Genomic DNA, 17,469 nt, shown 5'->3' with positions numbered 1-17,469 from the left:
CCGCGCCCCAGAGCTGTGGACTCGGCAGCCCCACCTGCCTCGCATCTGACGTCCGCTCGGCAGCGGGTCTGAGGGCCAACTGGTCCGGGCGGTGGGCGGTTTCGGGAGGCTCAGCCGCGACCGCGGCATGCGGCGTTGTTCCGTGGGCGTCACAGTGAGGCAACACCATGCCGACGCCCGAGGTCGGGCGGCTTGCCATGTGAGAGCCGGCGGCAACGATCACCGCGGTCAGGCATGACGCCTGCACGGCCGCAGCCCCTTCACATCAGCGCTCGGCGGCGCCGGTCCGCTGGTAGATGTCGGGTATGCCGTCGTGATCCTCGTCGAGGTTCTCCTCTTCGTACAAGCGCCGGTAGATGCCGTTGCGCCGCTTGATCAGAAGGCCTGCCAGGGCTGCGGCGACAAGTGAGCCGATGAGCACCGCGGCTTTGACGTGCTCGGCTGCCGCCGGGTCGGGGAAGGCCAGCTCGCCGATCAGCAGTGCCACGGTGAAGCCGATGCCGGCGAGGACGGCGAGCGCGAAGACGTCCGCCCAGGCCAGGTCCGGGTTGAGCCGGGCACGGGTGAAGCGGGCGGCCAGGTAGGTGCCCGCGAAGATGCCCAGGGTCTTGCCCACGACCAGGCCCACGACGACACCGAGAGGCTCGGGCTGGGTGAAGACCTCACCCAGGGAAGCGGCCGTCACTCCCACGCCTGCGGCGAAGAGGGCGAACAGGGGGACCACCACTCCGGCGGAGAACGGATGCAGCAGGTGGGAGGTGCGTTCGGCGGGTGAGGCGGTCTCCTTCTCGTCGCGGGTGGTACGCAGGATCAGACCCATGGCCACGCCGGCGACGGTGGCGTGGACGCCGCTGTTGTACATCAGTGCCCAGGTCACGACGCCGAGGGGGACGTACCACCACCAGCCGCGCACGCGGAAGCGCTGGAGCAGGTAGAAGACGATCAGGCAGGCGAAGGCGCCGCCGAGCGCGGCGAAGTTCAGGTCGCTGGTGAAGAAGACCGCGATGATCAGGATGGCGCCCAGGTCGTCGACGACGGCGAGGGTGAGCAGGAACGCGCGCAGCGCGGCGGGCAGGTGGGTGCTGAGGACCGCGAGGACGGCGAGTGCGAAGGCGATGTCGGTGGCCATGGGCACGGCCCAGCCGTCCATGCTGCCGCCGCCCGCCGTGGCGGTGGCGACGTACAGCACCGCGGGCATGACCATGCCGCACAGCGCGGCGATGACCGGCAGGGCCGCCGTGGCCGGGGTGCGCAGCTCGCCGACGACCATTTCGCGCTTCAGCTCGATGCCTGCGACCAGGAAGAAGATCGCAAGTAGTCCGTCGGCCGTCCAGTGCTCCACCGAGAGGTCCAGGCCGAGTGCCGGTATGCCGAAATGGAAGTCGCGTATCTGCTCGTATGCCCCGCTCCAAGGGCTGTTCGCCCAGATCAGCGCGACGACGGCGGCCGCGAGCAGCACCAGCCCGCCGACCGTTTCCGTCCTCAGGGCCTGGACCACCGCGTTGCGCTCGGGCAGCGGCAGGAGACCGAGGAACGGGGAGCGCTCGCGTGGTGCGGCAGCCATCAGTGGGACCTCCGGGGCGTCGACTTCAGGGCATACGAGCCCCAGGACGCCGACCAGACTTCCCGGCACACCGCGCGTCGGGTGGCACCGCCTCCGGGCGGGACGTTGACGCGTTCTTTACACCCTAACCGCCTGCCACCCGTCCTGCCAGACCCAGTTTCACCTGCGGAAACACGGTATGAGGGCATGGCGAGCGGGCCTGTTCACACCAAGGCGCGAGGTGTGGACAGGCCCGCTCAGGAGTCGGGCTCCCTGACCGTGGGAGGCGGTCAGGCGGTGCTCTTCACCGGCTCCTGGTCTTCGTCGGCCTCGTCGATCTCGCCGGCGTCGCGGGCGCGGACGAACTCCAGGAAGGAGTTCAGCTCGCGCTTGACGACCGGGGCGAGGAGGTAGAGGCCGATGATGTTGATGACGGCGAGCATGAAGAGCACGGCGTCGGCCATGTCGATCAGGGTCTGCAGCGTGAGCAGCGAGCCGGCGACGGCGAACAGCGTGTAGATGACCTTGAAGGTCAGTTCGCTGGCCTTGCTGCGGCCGAAGAGGTGCGTCCATGCCTTGAGGCAGTAGTAGCCCCACGTCAGCACGGTGGAGATGGCGAACAGCATCACCGCGAGGGTGAGGATGTACGGGAACCAGGGAAGCACCGTGCCGAAGGCGTCGGACGTGATGGTGACGCCGCCGATGGACTGATCCTCACGCGCCTCTGCCCAGCTGGCCGGGTTGGCGATCACGATCGTCAGCGCGGTCATGGTGCAGATGATGACGGTGTCGATGAACGGCTCCAGCAGGGCGACCAGGCCCTCGCTGGCAGGGTGCTTGGTCTTGACCGCGGAGTGCGCGATCGGCGCGGAGCCGAGACCGGCCTCATTGGAGAACGCGGCCCGCTTGAAGCCGATGATCAGCGCGCCGAGGACACCACCGGCGACACCCTCGGGGTTGAACGCGCCCTCGACGATCGAGACCAGGGCGTCGGGCACAGCCGTGATGTTCACCAGGATGACGATCAGGCAGGCGACGATGTAGATGCCGGCCATGGAGGGGACCAGTTTGCTGGTGACGTTGGCGATGGAGCGGATGCCGCCGAGCAGGACGATGCCGACGAGCGCGGCGATCAGGATGCCGAAGAACAGGGCGCCGGTGGAGGATCCGATCGCGCCGTCCTCACCGCCGGCGACGGAGACCAGCTGCGCGTAGCTCTGGTTGACCTGGAAGAGGTTGCCGCCGAAGAGGCCGAAGAACAGGATCATGAAGGAGGCGAGGACGGCGAGGACCTTGCCGAAGGTCTTGCCGTTCTTGCCGAAGCGGTCGGCGAGGCCCTTGGGCAGGTAATGCATCGGACCGCCGGAGACGGTGCCGTCCGCGTGCACCTCGCGGTACTTCACGCCGAGCGTGACCTCGACGAACTTGGTGGCCATACCGAGCAGGCCGCAAAGGATCATCCAGAAGGTGGCACCGGGCCCACCGATGGAGACGGCGACGGCCACACCGGCGATGTTGCCGAGTCCGACGGTGCCGGAGACGGCCGCCGTCAGGGCCTGGAAGTGGTTGACCTCGCCGGCCGACCCCTTTTCGTCGTACTTGCCTCTCACCACGTCGACGGCGAGCAGGAACTTGCGGAACTGCACGAACCCGAACCAGCCGGTGAAGATCAGACCGGCGACGACGAGCCAGGCGACGATGAGGGGGAGGTCCGTTCCGCCGACGGGGACGGCGTAGAAGACGACTTCGCCGAGCCATGTGGCTATCGGTTCGAAGAAGGAGCTGACTGCTTTGTCGACGGAATCGGTGAATGCGTCGAGAGACACTATGGCTACCTCGGTGGCGCAGGGGGGACCGGCGCCCGGGGAGGCTGCGCCGGCAAGTGTGCGGTCTTTGAGCGAACGCCGTTGTCCGATCGGCGCGCCGCGGTGGCACGGCCCGCGGACTCGGGCTGTGATCACGTTGGTCGTACTGCCGGTGCGTGCCGGCACTCTGCAGAGGGGCCAGGAGCCCATGCGGGGTTGCGCAGTTTTAGCACGTCGTTTACGAATCCTTTAGTGATGCAGGTCACATGACGGTGAGTAATCCCGGAAAGTCCCAGCACTCGTGACTGGACCGTTATACGGATTCGAGGCTCCGCTGAGCGAACGATCAACTCTTGATGAGGGCTGGGTGCCGTCGCGGACCGTGTTGAGCGCAGGCCATCTCTGGTGGCGAGCAGGATGCTGCGGTCGCCGAGCGGGCGATGCGGGAGCATTCCACATGCCGGTGCCCCGCCTTCGCGTGGGAGCCGGGCGGTGGGCGACGGCGACCGCGTGCGCGTGCGCGTGGGACAGCCGTAGGCCAAGCCTCGGCGAGGTGGTGCAGGTCGCCGCTACTGTTGAGCCGGTCGTCGATGAACTCTCGGCGTACTGACCCTTCCTGACGTGCCGTCAGGCCGCATGCCGCCCGGCGAGGGCGCTGTCGGAGGAACCGAGGGGGCGGGCCAGGCCTCGTGCGCCACCGGCAGATGGGTGTTGATCAGGGCACGCGGGCCGTAGGCGGCGTCCGCGGCCTGTTCGACCTGTGCGCACCGGGCGGCGATCTCGACACGGTGAGTAGCCCGTCGGCGGCCGAGACCTCGGTCGGGATGTGGGCACAGTCGTCCAGATACTGCTCCCGTATCGGCCGGTCCGTCACGTGGTCCCCCGCATTATTGACGAGCTGGTGACGGCTTCTTGGCGGCCCACCGGCATGGAGACCCTGATGAACGCTGCCGGGAACCGGCAATGCGCGAGGGTGCTCCGTCCGGGCAGCATGGCTGGCGGAGGAGCACTGCGGATGGTTCCGGTGCCGGACACCGGCAGGTGCCCGGCACCGGAATCCGAGGAGCAGCGCGTCACCGACCACGACTCGCGTGTGCCGAGGGCGGAGAAGGGGGAGCGGTTCATGCGGATGTTTCTGGAGGCCGCCACCGGCCTGCCCACGATCGTGCTCACCGCCGCCCTCGTCGTGCTCATGTCTTTCTGGCTGCTGGTAGCGGTACGGGTCGCCGCCCCCGCCAGCTTCGACGCGGACGTGGACCTCGGTCCGTGGGGCATGGGTGGAGTACCGGTGTCGGTCGCGCTCACGGTGCTGACGGTCCTTGCCTGGCTGCTGGGCGTCGGCGCGACGATGGCGCTGGGTGCCTTCGTGTCCCCTGGTCCCGCCACCGGGCTGCTGCGCCTGGCCGTGCCGGTCGCGGCACTTCTGGTCGCCTGGCGGTTGACCTGCCTGTCCGTTCGCCCGTTGCACCGCCTCTGCACCGATGAACCCGGGCCCTCGCCCTTCAGTGACCGCACCGCGCCGCGCGACACCGGCGACGGAAGCCGGGACCCGCTACGGGGGCGCCGTACGGCGGAGCGCTACAGATGCGCGACCTCGCCGCCTGAGACACGGTCCCTGCGGCAGCAGCCGTTGCCATGACCGATATACGGGTGCGGCGCCCTGCATGCCTTCGCCCGGCAGTCTCCTGAAACTCCTCCAGGCGCGCAGGCCGCTCAGGCGGCCTGTGCCGGACTGCGTGAAGCCGCCCTCGTGTGCGGGGCCCGTTCTCGCCGCCGCCACCGTCGCGGGCGCGACGCAGCGAGTCGGGGCCGAAACGGTCGTCGCCGTCGCCTTCACGGTCGGTGCGGCGATCCCACTGATCTTCTTCGCGCTTACCGGGCGGCACGTCGCGGAAACGTGCGCGCCTTCCGCGAGAGGCGGCGGCCGATCAGGTTCGCCGTCGGCCTGCCCTTCGTCATCCCGCAACCGGGCTGTCAGCGCTGCAGGCGCACGGTGAAGTGGCGCTCCGTCTCACCCGCGGGGACGGTGCGGATGAAGCCGCGAGCGGTGCTGTAGTCGCCCGAGCCACCGGTGATGCCGACGTCGACCGAGTCCGGGGCGGGCAGGTGCAGCAGGGACTGTGCGGTGAACTGTCCCTCGGGAAGCGCGAAAGTGCCGACGCACTGGAGGGCAGCGGGGGTGACCTGCGTGAAGGTGCAGATCGCGCTGTGGTCGCCCACCTTCTCGCCGTCGCGGTAGAGGTCCTCGTGAACGACCCGCTGGTCACCCACGCTGACACCCGCCTCGCCCAGATCGACCTCACCGGCGGAGGTCTGCTTGCCAACCAGTTCGAAGGTATCGACGCGAGGCTTCGCGACGGAGGTGTCGGCCGACGCCGACGGTACGAGCGCCGCGACCCCCGCGAGGGCAACCGCCACGCCGGCGGCCGCGCTCAGGTAGCGCCTCTTGCTCGTACTCAAAGTGTTGGACACTTCGGTGCTCCGTTCATCGGTTGCCCACGCCAGAGGTGCCGTGCGGGCCACATCGCCGGTGTCCCGTGCCGTCTCAGATGAAGTCGGCCAGGTCTCGCAGAAGGGCGGCTTTGGGCTTGGCCCCAAGGATTTGCTTGACCACTTCGCCGTCCCGGAACACGTGCAGGGCAGGGATGCCGGTGATGCCGGCCTGCTCTGGGGTCAGCGGATTCTCGTCGACGTTCATCTTGACGATCTCGATCTTGTCGCCGTGCTCAGCCGCGATCTCTTCAAGAATCGGGGCGATCTGGCGGCACGGGGCACACCACTCGGCCCAGTAGTCGACGAGCACGGGCTTGTCGCTCCTCAGGACCTTTTCTTCGAAGTCTGCGTCGGTCACGGATTTCACGACTCCCCCTCTGTGGGCGGGCATCGGCTGCTGTCGGGACCAGACTCAGGAAGTGCGAACGTCCAAGGGTACACATTCACATTCTCACGCACCCATTGCTGACAGCACCTCGCGGGGCAGGCCGTCGTCCCAGGCTGCGGTAGGCGGCCATTGCGGTCGATGCCGAGTCCCGACGCGGGCGTCACTGGTAGCGGCCGTCGAAGCGGGCTCCGTTCTTGAGATCCCGCTGTAGGCGAGGCTTCCGGCGGTGACGGCGGCAAGGACGTGCTCCGCCGGCACCGTGCGCCGTCTTGAGCGGCCACGCCGTCGAATCTTCTTGTCACGTTGCGGTTCTCACGTCGGGCCTTGAGGACGCTCGTCCAGCATGGCTACGTCCCTGCGCCACGGGAGGGGAGCGCGACGCGTGTTGCCAGGTGGCCAACCGCACCCGTGACAGTGACGAAGGCCGTCGGCATCCACGGGCCGAGGGAGACGGTGGACCGGCGACGAGCGGACCTGCCAAGCGCCTGCACCTGCCAGGTCACGACTACGGCATCTGATCGGCCATCATGGCCCCCAGGCGCTTGAACACCACTCCCGAGAGCGCCGTGCACGATGAACTGCTACGCAAGATCGAGTTCAGCGTGCCTCCTGCGAGTCCATGACAGTGGTCGTGAGTGATGCGGCTCCCAAGGTGATGACGCCATCGGAAAGCGGTGTGCAGCGCACCCCGCCCTTACCTCTCAGCGCCCGCTGGGCACCGGCTCCGATGGTGGTCTCCATCCAGGCACACGGCCTCGCAGCAGTGTTGACCGCTAGCAGGACCGGGCCGCTGCCGCCGTCCAAACTGACCACCGACCCCAGGTACGCATCGATGTCTATTCCTCTCAGGAGCACGTTCCGACGCGTCTGCCGAAGGTCAACTGCCGCATTGATATGCCTCGGAAGATTCTCCACTGCCGTCAAAGTAACGGCGGCGCGGCGGTGTGCTGGGTGACCGAAGTACCGGTCGCCAACGATCCCCAGATTGCGCCGGACTTCGACGCTCTCGACCAGCTCGTCTTCCTGGGTCGCAGCCGGGCCGTCGGCCGGCCGTCCCATGTAGCGATGGGTCGGTGACAACAAGAGCTGAATCACTTCCACCATGGCCATGAGGTTCACTCTACGGCGGGGTGAAAGGCCCCGGCAGGAGCGGACGCGGAACCCGGAGGGAACTTGCAGCACCCCCGTCGGCCCCAGCCCGCACCCCACCTGCGGCGAGTCTGCCGCGAAACTCGTGAATCGATACGACGCCGCAGCCCGGCTCTCCCCGCTCAGGACTCCACGAAGCGGCGGCCCGCTCCGGCCGCCGCTCCCCGCGTTGGGGAGAGATCCTGAGGAGAGTTCTCGATTCACGGGAAGGAAGTAGCTAGCATAACCGTTTCGGTAATAACCTTGATGGCTGATGCGTTCTACGATCGAGGAGGTCGATGATGTCCCCGCGCACGACCGATCCCAGTCCGCTGACCCAGCCGCCGGCGGCTGACGTGGTCCTGCAATTCGTCAATACGCACCCCGCGGGACCCCATCGACTGCCGGAGCGCTTCGGAAGCGCGGAGGATCTGCGCGCATGGCTGCGGGAGCAGGCCCTGGGCCGGGAGACGACCCATGTCACGGAGGCCGACGCGGCCAGCGCCCGCGAGCTGCGCGAAGCCTTGATCACCGTCCTGCTCGCTCATTCCGCCGACAAGGACACCACCCCCGGCGTGCTCGCCGAGGCGGAGGGCTACCTGCGCCACGCCGCCTCCCGGTACCCGCTGGTGACGGTCGTCACCGCGTCCGGGGCGTCCCTGGCGCCCGCGCAGACCGATGTACCCGGGCTGCTTGGCACCGTGTTGGCGAACGCCACGGAGCTCGCCCAGACGGGCGTCTGGGACAGGCTGCGGGCATGCCGACACCAGCCGTGCCACTTCGGCTTCTTCGACCGGACGCGGAACAAGAACGCCGTCTTCTGCGGCCCGAGATGCGGTTCGCGTGAGTCGATGCGCGCGTACCGGCAGAGGAAGAAGGCACTGGCCGCCGAACATGACCCGTCTTCGAAGTGATCCTGCGGGCGGCCCCTCGGCTGGTACGTGGGTAGTGACTCACTGACCCAGGGGGCACATGTCACAGTGCGCCCGGCGATCGACCCGCCCGCCAGGGCCCCGCTCGCAGACGTAATCGAACTGGAGTGCACATACAACTGGAGTGCACATACACATCGGCCGATCCCGTCCGGCCGGGATGTGACGCTCCCCTCCCCGTCGAGCTTTGCTAGTTATGAGCTAATCCTTTACGGTCATAACCAAGGATGCGCCACGCCACCGGGCGGTGCTCCGGCGAGCAACCCGAGCGCTGCACCCCGTCCCGCGCCTATGGCGCAGGCACCTCTGGCAGTGGTGACCGCCGACGACCCGACCCTTCGCCGTTCGGACGCCGCGGTCTTCCCCACCTGGATCACAACCGTCATCCAGGTCGCATCAGCCGGTCGGCGGCGGACAGCGCGTTCGCCCACATCGGTTGTGAACCAAGAAGGAAAAGCCCCAGATGTACATGAAGCTCGAAGTCACCGTGCTGCCCGTGTCCGATGTCGATCGCGCCAAGACCTTCTACGAGGCACTGGGATTCCGTCTGGACCTCGACAAGGCCGTCAGTGAGGACTGGCGCGCGGTGCACTTCACGCCGCCCGGCTCCGAGTGCTCGATCATGTTCGGCACGGGAATGACCTCCGCCGAGCCGGGCTCGGCCCAGGGCCTGTACCTGGCCGTCCTTGACATCGAGGAGGCCCGTGCGGAGCTCCTCGGCCGAGGCATCCAGGTGAGCGAGATCTTCCACGACGCCGGAGGCCTCCTCTTTCACGGCCACGAGAGCGGGGACGTCACCCACCGGCTGGAGGGCCAGGGCCGCGAGCCCGGTCCGCACCCCGAGCGCGCCTCCTACGGCTCCTTCGCCACCTTCAGCGACCCCGACGGCAACGGCTGGGTGCTCCAGGAGATCCAGCAGCGGTTCCCGGGCCGCTGACCGTCCAGCCGCTCCCCCGCACGAACCAGATCGAGGAGCGGACTGCCGGGCAGCCCAAGCCCCGGACATGTCGGCCCGGCAACTGCCGGGCCGCCAAGGGTGCGCTGCGTCAGCGCACCCGGCCGGCAACCGAATCCCGCAGAACCAGTGTGACCCACCAGGGCAAGTACCAGGCCCGGATCGCCGGCGCCGTCATCGGCGCCCGGGCCAGGGGAGATCAGCTCGACGACGCGCCGTGGGGCGCGCACGTCGCCACCGCTGACAACGTGGCCGTACCGCAGGTCGTCTTCACCCACCCCGAAGTCGCCTCCGTCGGCTTGACCACTCGTGAGGCGGAGCGGAGCGGCCGGCGGATCAAGGTGGTGGACTACGACCTCGCGCGCGTCGCGGGCGCGCATCAATACGCGCATGGCTACCGAGGTCAGGCCCGCATGCTCATCGACCTGGACCGTGACATCGTCGCCGGTGTCACCTTCGCGGGTCCTGGAGTCGGCGAGTTGGTGCACCGGCGACCATCGCCGTCACGGGCGAGGTGCCGATCGACAGGCTCTGGCACGCCGTCCCGGCCTTTCCCACGATCGGTGAGGTCTGGCTGAGGCTGCTGGAAACCCACCGCAGTCAGCGGCACCCAGCCGACTCTCGGCGCAGCGACCACCGCGCTTCCGGTGCAGGTGACAGGGGTCACGGCTGCGGTCAGGGCGGCTGGAACAGCCCAGATAAGTTGACTGTTGAATGACATGTAGGTGTCGGAAGGGACGATACCCCGGCCCCGATCCCGGCTTGCAGCGGAAGATCGAAGTCCTGCGATGCCCGCCCGCCGCGAGGCGACCGCCCTTCCCCACACCTCTTCCTCTTCCCGATACCGCCTGCTGTGAGGTTGAGTTACATGCCGTACGACATCGAAAAGCCGGACGAGCAGTGGCGCGCCGAGCTGACCCCTTCCGAGTACGAGGTCCTGCGCCGTGCCGCCACGGAGCGACCCTTCATCGGCGAGTACACCGACACCAAGGTCCGAGGCGTCTACTCCTGCCGCGCCTGCGGCGCGGAACTGTTCACCTCCACGGAGAAGTTCGACTCCGGCTGCGGCTGGCCCTCCTTCTACGACCCGAAGGACAGCGACGCGGTCGAACTGGCCGAAGACCGGTCCTACGGTGTGGTGCAGACCGAAGTCCGGTGTGCTCGCTGCGGATCGCATCTCGGGCACGTATTCGAGGGTGAGGGCTTCCCCACCCCGACCGATCAGCGTTACTGCATCAACAGCATCTCGCTGCGTCTGACGCCCGACGAGAACTGATCATCGCGCCTGCACCTGTCCGGATGCCGCCCCCGTCGCTGCCCTCTGGTAGCGACGGGGGCGTGCGCGTGCGACGGGCTTCCGTAGCGCGGTATGCCAGCCATCGTGCGCCGGGGTCAGCTCCATGCCGTCGAACTGATGGCCCCGTTGCCGCTGCACGCGCAAAGAGCGGCCGAAAGGTTCCGCGAGGCGGGAGAGCCAGGCCGCGAACTGCCCTGCGGCTTCGGCCTTTTGATGCGACGGTCGAACAACGCCCCCGTGACGGCCCCTCGTGACAGTCGAGACCGCACCCGCCACCGCGCCGCAAGTGACCCTCTGCGATCACGTCCCGATCCCAGCGTCCTGCGCCTGCGTTCACCGCGGGGCAGCAGAGGAGCTCCGTGCCACGAGCGTGGGGGAAAGCCTTACCTGGACGGTCGGCCTGCTCTTGTCGGTGATGCGCTCCAGCAGCAGACGCGCCGCGTTGCTGCCCATGCCGTGTCCCGCCTGGTCGACACTGGTGAGGGAGATCGGACGCAGTGCGGCGAAGGTGGTGTTGTCGTACCCGGCGAGGGACATGTCCTGCGGGACGGACAACCCTGCCTCGCCCAGTGCCTCCAGCACGCCCATGGCGACGAAGTCCGCGCCGGCGAAGATGGCGGTGGGGCGCCGCTCACGTGCGAGCAACTGCTGCGCCCCGCGATAGCCGCCCTCCTGCGTGTAGCTGGTGGAGACGATGTCCGTCTCCTCGGCGAGGCCCCGCCTCTGCATGGCCTGGCGATAGCCCTCCGCCCGTTTCGTGTTCGGCATCTCGGCGATGCGAGTGGGGTCCTTCTCCAGATGCTCGATATGGGCGATCCGCCTGTGCCCGAGATCGACGAGGTGGTCCACGACCAGTGACGCTCCCGCATGGTCGTCATCGACCACGGTGTCGTACAGCGCCGAGTGCCCATGGCGGCCGACGACCACGGTCGGCACCAGGCCCGCCAGGCGTTCGAGGTGGGAGCGCGGGGAGACGGGCGCGACGAGGATCAGGCCGTCCATGCCCCGGTCGACCATGGCTTCCGTGACCCTGGCCTCCGCCTGTTCGCCATTGCAACCTGGTCCGAGCAGCACCTGGTAGTCGGTGTCCTTGAACCAGTCGGTCACGCCGTCGACGATGTCGGGGAAGAAGGGGTTGCGGATGTCAGGAAGCATCACACCGATCGTGTAGGTCTGCCCGCGCAGACCCCTGGCGGCCGCGTAGGGCCGATATCCCAGCTCTTCTATCGCGCGCCGCACCTTCTCCCGCATCGCGGGGCTTGCGCCGTAGGCGTTGCGCAGCACCTTGGACACGGCGGTCGTCGAGACCTGCGCATGACGCGCCACATCGACGATCGTCACGCGCCGCTGGGGTACGGACGGCTCCACGGCTGCCTCCGAGAGTGGGGAACGTTGCGCAGAGTGTAGGACCGCTGCCGCTCATGGGAGATCGTGCGCCCCGCACGGACTTCGCGAGGGTTCACTGCCCATTCCACGAATTCGCAGCACGCAGAACGTCTTGACGTCGTACAGGCCGGACCCTAGGGTCAGCGCAACTTCTGGGAAACGTTACCCATTACGCCGTTCCGGTTGGAGCGGCGCCGACAGTCCACCAACCCCCTGCCGTCCGGTTCGCGCGCCAGGAGCCTGGAGCACCGCTGGGCGAGTCGCAGATCCAGCCGTTCGATTGAAACGTTTCACTCTGAGTAGGTCCGTCAGTGATGAGTGCTCCGATCGGCCAGCCGCGCAGGCCGGCCACAACCGCCCCCGCGCGCCGGCCGTGCACGGGCTCGACTTGGTGGTTCCTGCTCCCGGCGATGCTGCTGTTCCTCTTCGTCGTCCTGGTGCCGAGCGCCCGCGGTGTGTACTACGCCTTCACCGACTGGGACGGCCTCGACCCCAGCTTCTCCCTCGTCGGCTGGGACAACTTCACCGCCCTGGCCCGGGATGCCGACGCGGTCCAGGCGGTCGGGCACACGCTCCTGATCGCGGTGGCGATCACGGTCATCCAGAATTTCGTCGGGCTCCTGCTCGCACTCGGCGTGAACAGCGCGATCAAGTCCCGCAACCTGTTACGGGTGCTGCTGTTCGCACCCGCCGTGATCACACCGATCGTGACCGCCTACCTGTGGCGCAACCTGCTGGGCCCCGAAGGCGCGGTCAACCGGTTGCTCGGCGCCATCGGGCCGGACTCCTGGCAACGGAACTGGCTGGGCGATCCGGACCTCGCCCTCTGGGCGGTCGTCGGCGTGATCGTGTGGCAGTTCGCAGGCTACTCCATGGTGATCTTCCTCGCGGGACTCCAGTCGGTCCCGCAGGAAGTCCACGAGGCCGCCGCGATCGACGGCGCCGGCCCGGTACGACGCTTCTGGTCGGTGACCAGGCCGCTGCTCGCGCCCGCCTTGACCATCAACCTCATGCTGTCGGTCATCGGCGGCCTCAAACTCTTCGACCAGGTGTACGCCCTCACCGGCGGCGGCCCCGGGCACGCCACCGACACGATCTCCACGCTGATCTACAAGGCGGGCGAACCCGGGGGTGAAGGTCCGCTACACCACCAGCAGCGCCGATCAGTACCAGCAGCAGATCCGCACCCAGCTCTCCTCAGGTACCGCGCCCGACGTGATGTCGGTCTGGCCGGGCAACGGCAACCCGGCCGCCACGTACGTCCTGGCCGAGCCCGGTTATCTGCGCGACCTCTCCGACCGCCCGTGGGCCTCGAAGCTGCCCGCCGCCACCAGGAGCGTCGCCCAGTACGAGGGGAAAACGTACACCGCGGTCTTCGGGCAGAACGGCATCGGCGCCGTGTACAACGAGCGGGCGCTGCGCGAGTCCGGCCTCTCCGTCCCGACGACGTGGACCGAACTCCTCCAATTCTGCGAGGACGCCGCCGCCAAGAAGACCCCCGCCTTCGCGCTCGGCATTCAGGACAACTGGGTGACACAGATCGTGCAGTACGCCCTGGTTGCCACGACCGTCTACGGGCCTGACCGGAACTTCGACAAGAAGATGCAGGCCGGACAGGCCACGTTCGCCGACTCCGCCTGGACCACGGCCATGGACAAATACCAGGCCATGGAGGAGTCGGGCTGCTTCCAGGAGAACCCGCTGGGCACCACCTACGAGGCCAGCCAGGAACTGGCCGCCACCGGCGGGACGCTGGGCATCGTCCAGGGCAACTGGGTCATCGCCCTGCTGAAGCAGAAGAACCCCGAGGGCACCTTCGTCCTCAAGCCCCTGCCCGCCGACGACAACCCGGCCGACGACTTGATCCCCGCCGCGGCGGGGGCAGGCTACGGCGTCAACGCCAAGGCGAAGAACGAGGAACTCGCCTTGCGGTTCGTCGACTTCGTCATGTCCCCCGAGGGCATGAACCTGTACGTCAAGCAGCAGGGCGGCCTGCCCACCCTGCCCGACACGGGTTACTCGGTCGACGCGTCACTCGCCGAACTGTCGCGCTTCATCAGCGACGGCCGGACCGTGCCGTTCATGGACCAGCTCTGGCCCAACGCCAAGGTGCAACAGACCATGCTCAGCGGCCTCCAGGAGATCTTCAGCGGCCAGAGCTCACCCGCGGACGTCCTGGAAGCCATGGACGCCGACTACAAGGCCGGTTCCTGAGCGTCAGGTCGGTTTCCCGCCGGTTCCCCCAGGGAGACGGCCGCCCGCCGCCACAACGCGCACGGCCTTCGCGCCACCGGTGCGACGGTCCTGCCCGACACATCAAGGAGTTCCAGCATGTCCACAGAGCCGCGTGGCATCCTCAACCGCAGGCACGCCGTGGGAATCATGGTCGCCGGGACGGCCGGTCCGAGTCTGCCCGTCGTCGCCACTGGGGCGGCCAACGCCTCACCAACCCGTGGAGCGGACGTGACCACGACAGTCGGCTTCCTCGGCGTCGACGGCCGTCTCGATGAGCCCCTCGGCGTCGACGACACCACGCCGAGACTCAGCTGGCGCGTCAGCACCCGTCAGCGCGGCTGGGAGCAGACCGCCTACCAGATCCGGGCCGCCCGGACCATCCGTGACCTCGCGCACGGGCCCTACCTCTGGGACTCCGGCAAGGTCCGCTCCAACGCCCAGACCGACATCCCCTGGCGCGGCGGCGACCTCCCTTCCCGCCAGGAAGTGGTGTGGCAGGTCAGGGTCTGGGACGGCCGGGGCGAGGCCACGCCGTGGAGCCGCCCCTCGACCTGGGAGATGGGCCTGCTCAAGCGCAGCGACTGGGGCACCGCAGAATGGATCGAACATCCCGCCCGCGGCGTCAGCGACCCGCTTCCCCTGTTCGCCCGGTCCTTCACCCTCAGCCGCCGTCACGGCGCACGGATCAGCAAGGCCAGGCTGTACCTGTCCGGGGTCGGCCTGCACATCGCCCATCTCAACGGCCGGCGGGTCACCGACGAGGTCCTCGCCCCGGGCAACTCCAACTACCAGCTCTCCACCGAGTACCGCGCCTACGACGTGGCCGACTTCGTCCGCTCCGGCAGCAACGTGATAGGTGTCGAGCTGGGACACGGCACCGCCCTGGTCACCCGTTCCGTCACCAACCCCGAAACCGGCCGCACCGCCCCGTACAGCTGGTGGCAGAGCCAGACCAAGGGCAGCGGCAGCCTCGTGGCGCCGGCAACCGCCGGGGACGGCACCGTCAAGCTGAGCGCCACGACCAGCTACCACGTCGGCGGCACGATCAACATCGACACCGGCGACGCCGGCGAGCGTCTCGAAGCGCGCACCATCACCGCGATCGGCACCCCCGGCGCGGCCGGCACCGGCATCAGCTTCCAGCCCGCCCTGAAAGGGCCGCACGCGGTCGGCGCCGCCGTCACCGGCTCGGGAAATCCTCTCGCCGGTACCGACCCCAGCGCGGGTGCGGCCGTCACTCCCCGCATGATCGCTCGCCTGGAGATCACCTGGTCCGACGGGTCCGTCGAGACCGTTGTCAGCGATCGCGCCTGGAAGGCGGCCCTGGGCCCCACCACCACGAACAACTGGTACTCGGGCACCGACTACGACGCGCGGCGCGAACAGCCCGGATGGGCCTCCCCCGGCGCCGACCACGGCAGGTCCGCCCGCCGCCGGGACGGCTCGCCGGCGGGCTGGATCGCCGCCGGGATCGCCCCACCACCGAACCTGAGCACCGAACTGGTGTGGCGCGCCGGCGAGCCGGTCAAGATCGCCGATCGGCTTCGTCCCGTCGCCGTCACCCAGCCCCAGCCGGGCGTGTGGGTCTTCGACTTCGGCCAGAACTTCGCCGGCTGGCCCCAGCTGAAACTGGACGCAAAGGTCCCGGCGGGCACGACCGTCAGGATGCACCCGGCGGAGTCCCTCGACGCGGACGGCACCGTCAACCAGGACTCCGTCATGGGCGGCGGCGGAGGCCGCGGCACCGACATCTTCGCGGCCTACACCGCACACGGCGCCGCCGACGGCGAGACCTGGCACCCGGAGCTGAACTACTTCGGCATGCAATGGGTGCAGGTGACCGGCCTGCCCGAGGGATACAAGCCCACCACCGACACCATCACCGGACTGCAGCTCCACGCGGACACCCCCGTCGCCGGGAACCTGCGCACCTCCGACGAGCGCATCAACCGGATCCACCGGATGTCGCGGTACTCGATCACGAGCAACCTGATGTCCACCTTCACGGATTGTCCCGGCCGCGAGAAGCTCGCCTACCCCGCGGACTACCTTCAGCCCTTCGCCTCCCTGCACCGCCACTTCGGCTACGCGGCCTACCTGCGCACGATGGAACGCCACCTGGCGGAAGGCCAGTCCCGGGCCGGCGACAACATCGGCAACGTCGCCCTGAAGGCACCCGTGTACGACTGGGGTTACACCGGCCGCTTCGGAGACGAGATCAACTGGGGCAACGGGATCGTCCTCACGCCCTGGTTCCTCTACGAGACCTACGGCGACACCCAGACCATGGCCCGTTACTACCCTCAGATGCAGGCATTCCTGAACTACATCAGAACCCGGAAGGCCGGAACCGGCGCCGACGCCCACATCGTGGACGCGGCCCTGGGCGACTGGATCGCCGCAGAGACCACCTCGGGCCGCATCACCGGCACCTGGGGCTACCACCAGGTCGCCGACCGCATGGCGAAGATGGCTGCCCTGCTGGGACGCCGCGCCGACGCCGCCGAGTACCGCAGCCTGGCCGACGACATCGCAACCGCGTTCAACGACGCCTTCTACAACGAGACGCTCGGCCTCTACACCAGCCAGGGACGGCAAGGCTCGGAAGGGGCGACACAGACCGCACAGGCCCTCGCACTCGACGAGAGCCTGGTGCCCGACAACCAGCGCGCGCGAGTGCTCAGCGCCCTGGTCCAGCTGATCGAGGGTTTCCAGCCCTTCGGCGGCGGACCGCACTTCAGTGGCGGAACCATCGGCCTGGCACCGATCGTGCGGGCACTGATGGACGGCGGCCGTGACGACGTGATCTGGAGGGTGCTGCAGGAGGACACCCAGCCCAGCTACGGATTCTTCATGGCACCGACGACCGCCAACCCGGAGGGTCTGACCACCATCCCGGAGGAATGGGGCATCCGGAACTCCAAGAACCACATGATCCTCCTGCAGATCGAGGAGTGGTTCCACGGGGGTCTGGCCGGCATCCGGCAGGCACCCGGCTCCGTGGGCTACCGCGAACTGGTCATCGATCCGAGGATCGTCGGGGACCTCACCCATGTCGAAGGCGGCTACCGGACGCCGTACGGCGAGGCCGCATCCGAATGGACGCTGAAGGACGGCACCTTCCGGCTGAACATCCAGGTCCCGCCGAACACCACAGCCGAGGTGCGCGTTCCGAGGGGCAGGCACACCCACCAGGACGCCCCTCGCGGCGCTGACCTGCAACGCGTCGATGGCGACCGCGCCGTCTACAGGGTCTCTTCCGGGACGTACAGCTTCACGGTGCGAGGCGTACGCGCAGCGGCGTAGC

The 17,469-nt window shown here is 68.3% G+C and carries 12 protein-coding genes and 2 pseudogenes; 8 read left to right on the top strand and 6 right to left on the bottom strand.

Features of this window, described 5'->3' with window-relative positions:
• Window positions 1–265: 265 nt before the first annotated feature.
• Window positions 266–1,564, bottom strand: a complete 1,299-nt coding sequence (nhaA, locus tag ACFV6X_RS16020) for a Na+/H+ antiporter NhaA (protein ID WP_385383308.1) — start codon at window positions 1,562–1,564, stop codon at window positions 266–268.
• A gap of 269 nt (window positions 1,565–1,833) precedes the next feature.
• Window positions 1,834–3,369 carry an alanine/glycine:cation symporter family protein gene (locus tag ACFV6X_RS16015; RefSeq protein ID WP_385383305.1) on the bottom strand — a complete coding sequence of 512 codons (1,536 nt, stop codon included), beginning with the start codon at window positions 3,367–3,369 and terminating at the stop codon, window positions 1,834–1,836.
• Between the two features lie 994 nt (window positions 3,370–4,363).
• On the opposite strand from ACFV6X_RS16015, the gene ACFV6X_RS16010 reads away from it, so the two are divergent.
• On the top strand, window positions 4,364–4,987 hold the full coding sequence (locus ACFV6X_RS16010) for a hypothetical protein (RefSeq protein WP_385383302.1): 624 nt from the start codon (window positions 4,364–4,366) through the stop codon (window positions 4,985–4,987).
• Window positions 4,988–5,322: 335 nt separating this feature from the next.
• Here ACFV6X_RS16010 and ACFV6X_RS16005 read toward each other — a convergent pair whose 3' ends face one another.
• The 3 genes from ACFV6X_RS16005 to ACFV6X_RS15995 form a co-directional block, all read right to left on the bottom strand.
• A complete protein-coding gene (locus ACFV6X_RS16005) occupies window positions 5,323–5,820 on the bottom strand; it encodes a hypothetical protein (RefSeq protein WP_385383299.1) in 498 nt (165 codons plus the stop codon).
• Window positions 5,821–5,893: 73 nt separating this feature from the next.
• Window positions 5,894–6,232, bottom strand: coding sequence for a thioredoxin (gene trxA, locus ACFV6X_RS16000; protein WP_385383296.1), 339 nt, complete (start codon window positions 6,230–6,232; stop codon window positions 5,894–5,896).
• A 594-nt stretch (window positions 6,233–6,826) separates the two neighbouring features.
• Window positions 6,827–7,339, bottom strand: a complete 513-nt coding sequence (locus ACFV6X_RS15995; protein ID WP_385383293.1) for a molybdenum cofactor biosysynthesis protein — start codon at window positions 7,337–7,339, stop codon at window positions 6,827–6,829.
• A 320-nt stretch (window positions 7,340–7,659) separates the two neighbouring features.
• Here ACFV6X_RS15995 and ACFV6X_RS15990 point away from each other — a divergent pair, with 320 nt between their 5' ends.
• From ACFV6X_RS15990 to msrB, 4 genes and pseudogenes are all read left to right on the top strand, one after another.
• A complete protein-coding gene (locus ACFV6X_RS15990) occupies window positions 7,660–8,271 on the top strand; it encodes a CGNR zinc finger domain-containing protein (protein ID WP_385383290.1) in 612 nt (203 codons plus the stop codon).
• 481 nt (window positions 8,272–8,752) lie between these two features.
• Window positions 8,753–9,226, top strand: a complete 474-nt coding sequence (locus ACFV6X_RS15985; RefSeq protein WP_385383287.1) for a VOC family protein — start codon at window positions 8,753–8,755, stop codon at window positions 9,224–9,226.
• 146 nt (window positions 9,227–9,372) lie between these two features.
• A pseudogene (locus ACFV6X_RS15980) lies at window positions 9,373–9,962 on the top strand (hypothetical protein); the annotation flags it as partial.
• A gap of 150 nt (window positions 9,963–10,112) precedes the next feature.
• On the top strand, window positions 10,113–10,520 hold the full coding sequence (gene msrB / locus ACFV6X_RS15975) for a peptide-methionine (R)-S-oxide reductase MsrB (protein ID WP_385383284.1): 408 nt from the start codon (window positions 10,113–10,115) through the stop codon (window positions 10,518–10,520).
• 354 nt (window positions 10,521–10,874) lie between these two features.
• Here the strand turns inward: msrB and ACFV6X_RS15970 are convergent, their stop codons facing one another.
• Window positions 10,875–11,909: a LacI family DNA-binding transcriptional regulator gene (locus ACFV6X_RS15970; RefSeq protein ID WP_385383281.1), complete on the bottom strand. Its 1,035-nt coding sequence runs from the start codon at window positions 11,907–11,909 to the stop codon at window positions 10,875–10,877.
• Window positions 11,910–12,241: 332 nt separating this feature from the next.
• Between ACFV6X_RS15970 and ACFV6X_RS15965 the strand changes: the two are divergent.
• The 3 genes and pseudogenes from ACFV6X_RS15965 to ACFV6X_RS15955 form a co-directional block, all read left to right on the top strand.
• Window positions 12,242–12,943, top strand: a pseudogene (locus ACFV6X_RS15965) (carbohydrate ABC transporter permease); the annotation flags it as partial.
• 115 nt (window positions 12,944–13,058) lie between these two features.
• Window positions 13,059–14,141 (top strand): ABC transporter substrate-binding protein, encoded by a 1,083-nt coding sequence (locus ACFV6X_RS15960; protein ID WP_385383278.1) that lies wholly within the window; start codon window positions 13,059–13,061, stop codon window positions 14,139–14,141.
• 117 nt (window positions 14,142–14,258) lie between these two features.
• Complete coding sequence (locus ACFV6X_RS15955; RefSeq protein WP_385383275.1) at window positions 14,259–17,468, top strand: family 78 glycoside hydrolase catalytic domain; 3,210 nt, start codon at window positions 14,259–14,261, stop codon at window positions 17,466–17,468.
• Window position 17,469: the final 1 nt, after the last annotated feature.

It is taken from the genome of Streptomyces sp. NPDC059861 (assembly GCF_042731435.1).
In the GTDB taxonomy this organism is placed as follows: Bacteria; Actinomycetota; Actinomycetes; order Streptomycetales; family Streptomycetaceae; genus Streptomyces.
This window is presented reverse-complemented; position numbering and strand designations above follow the sequence as displayed.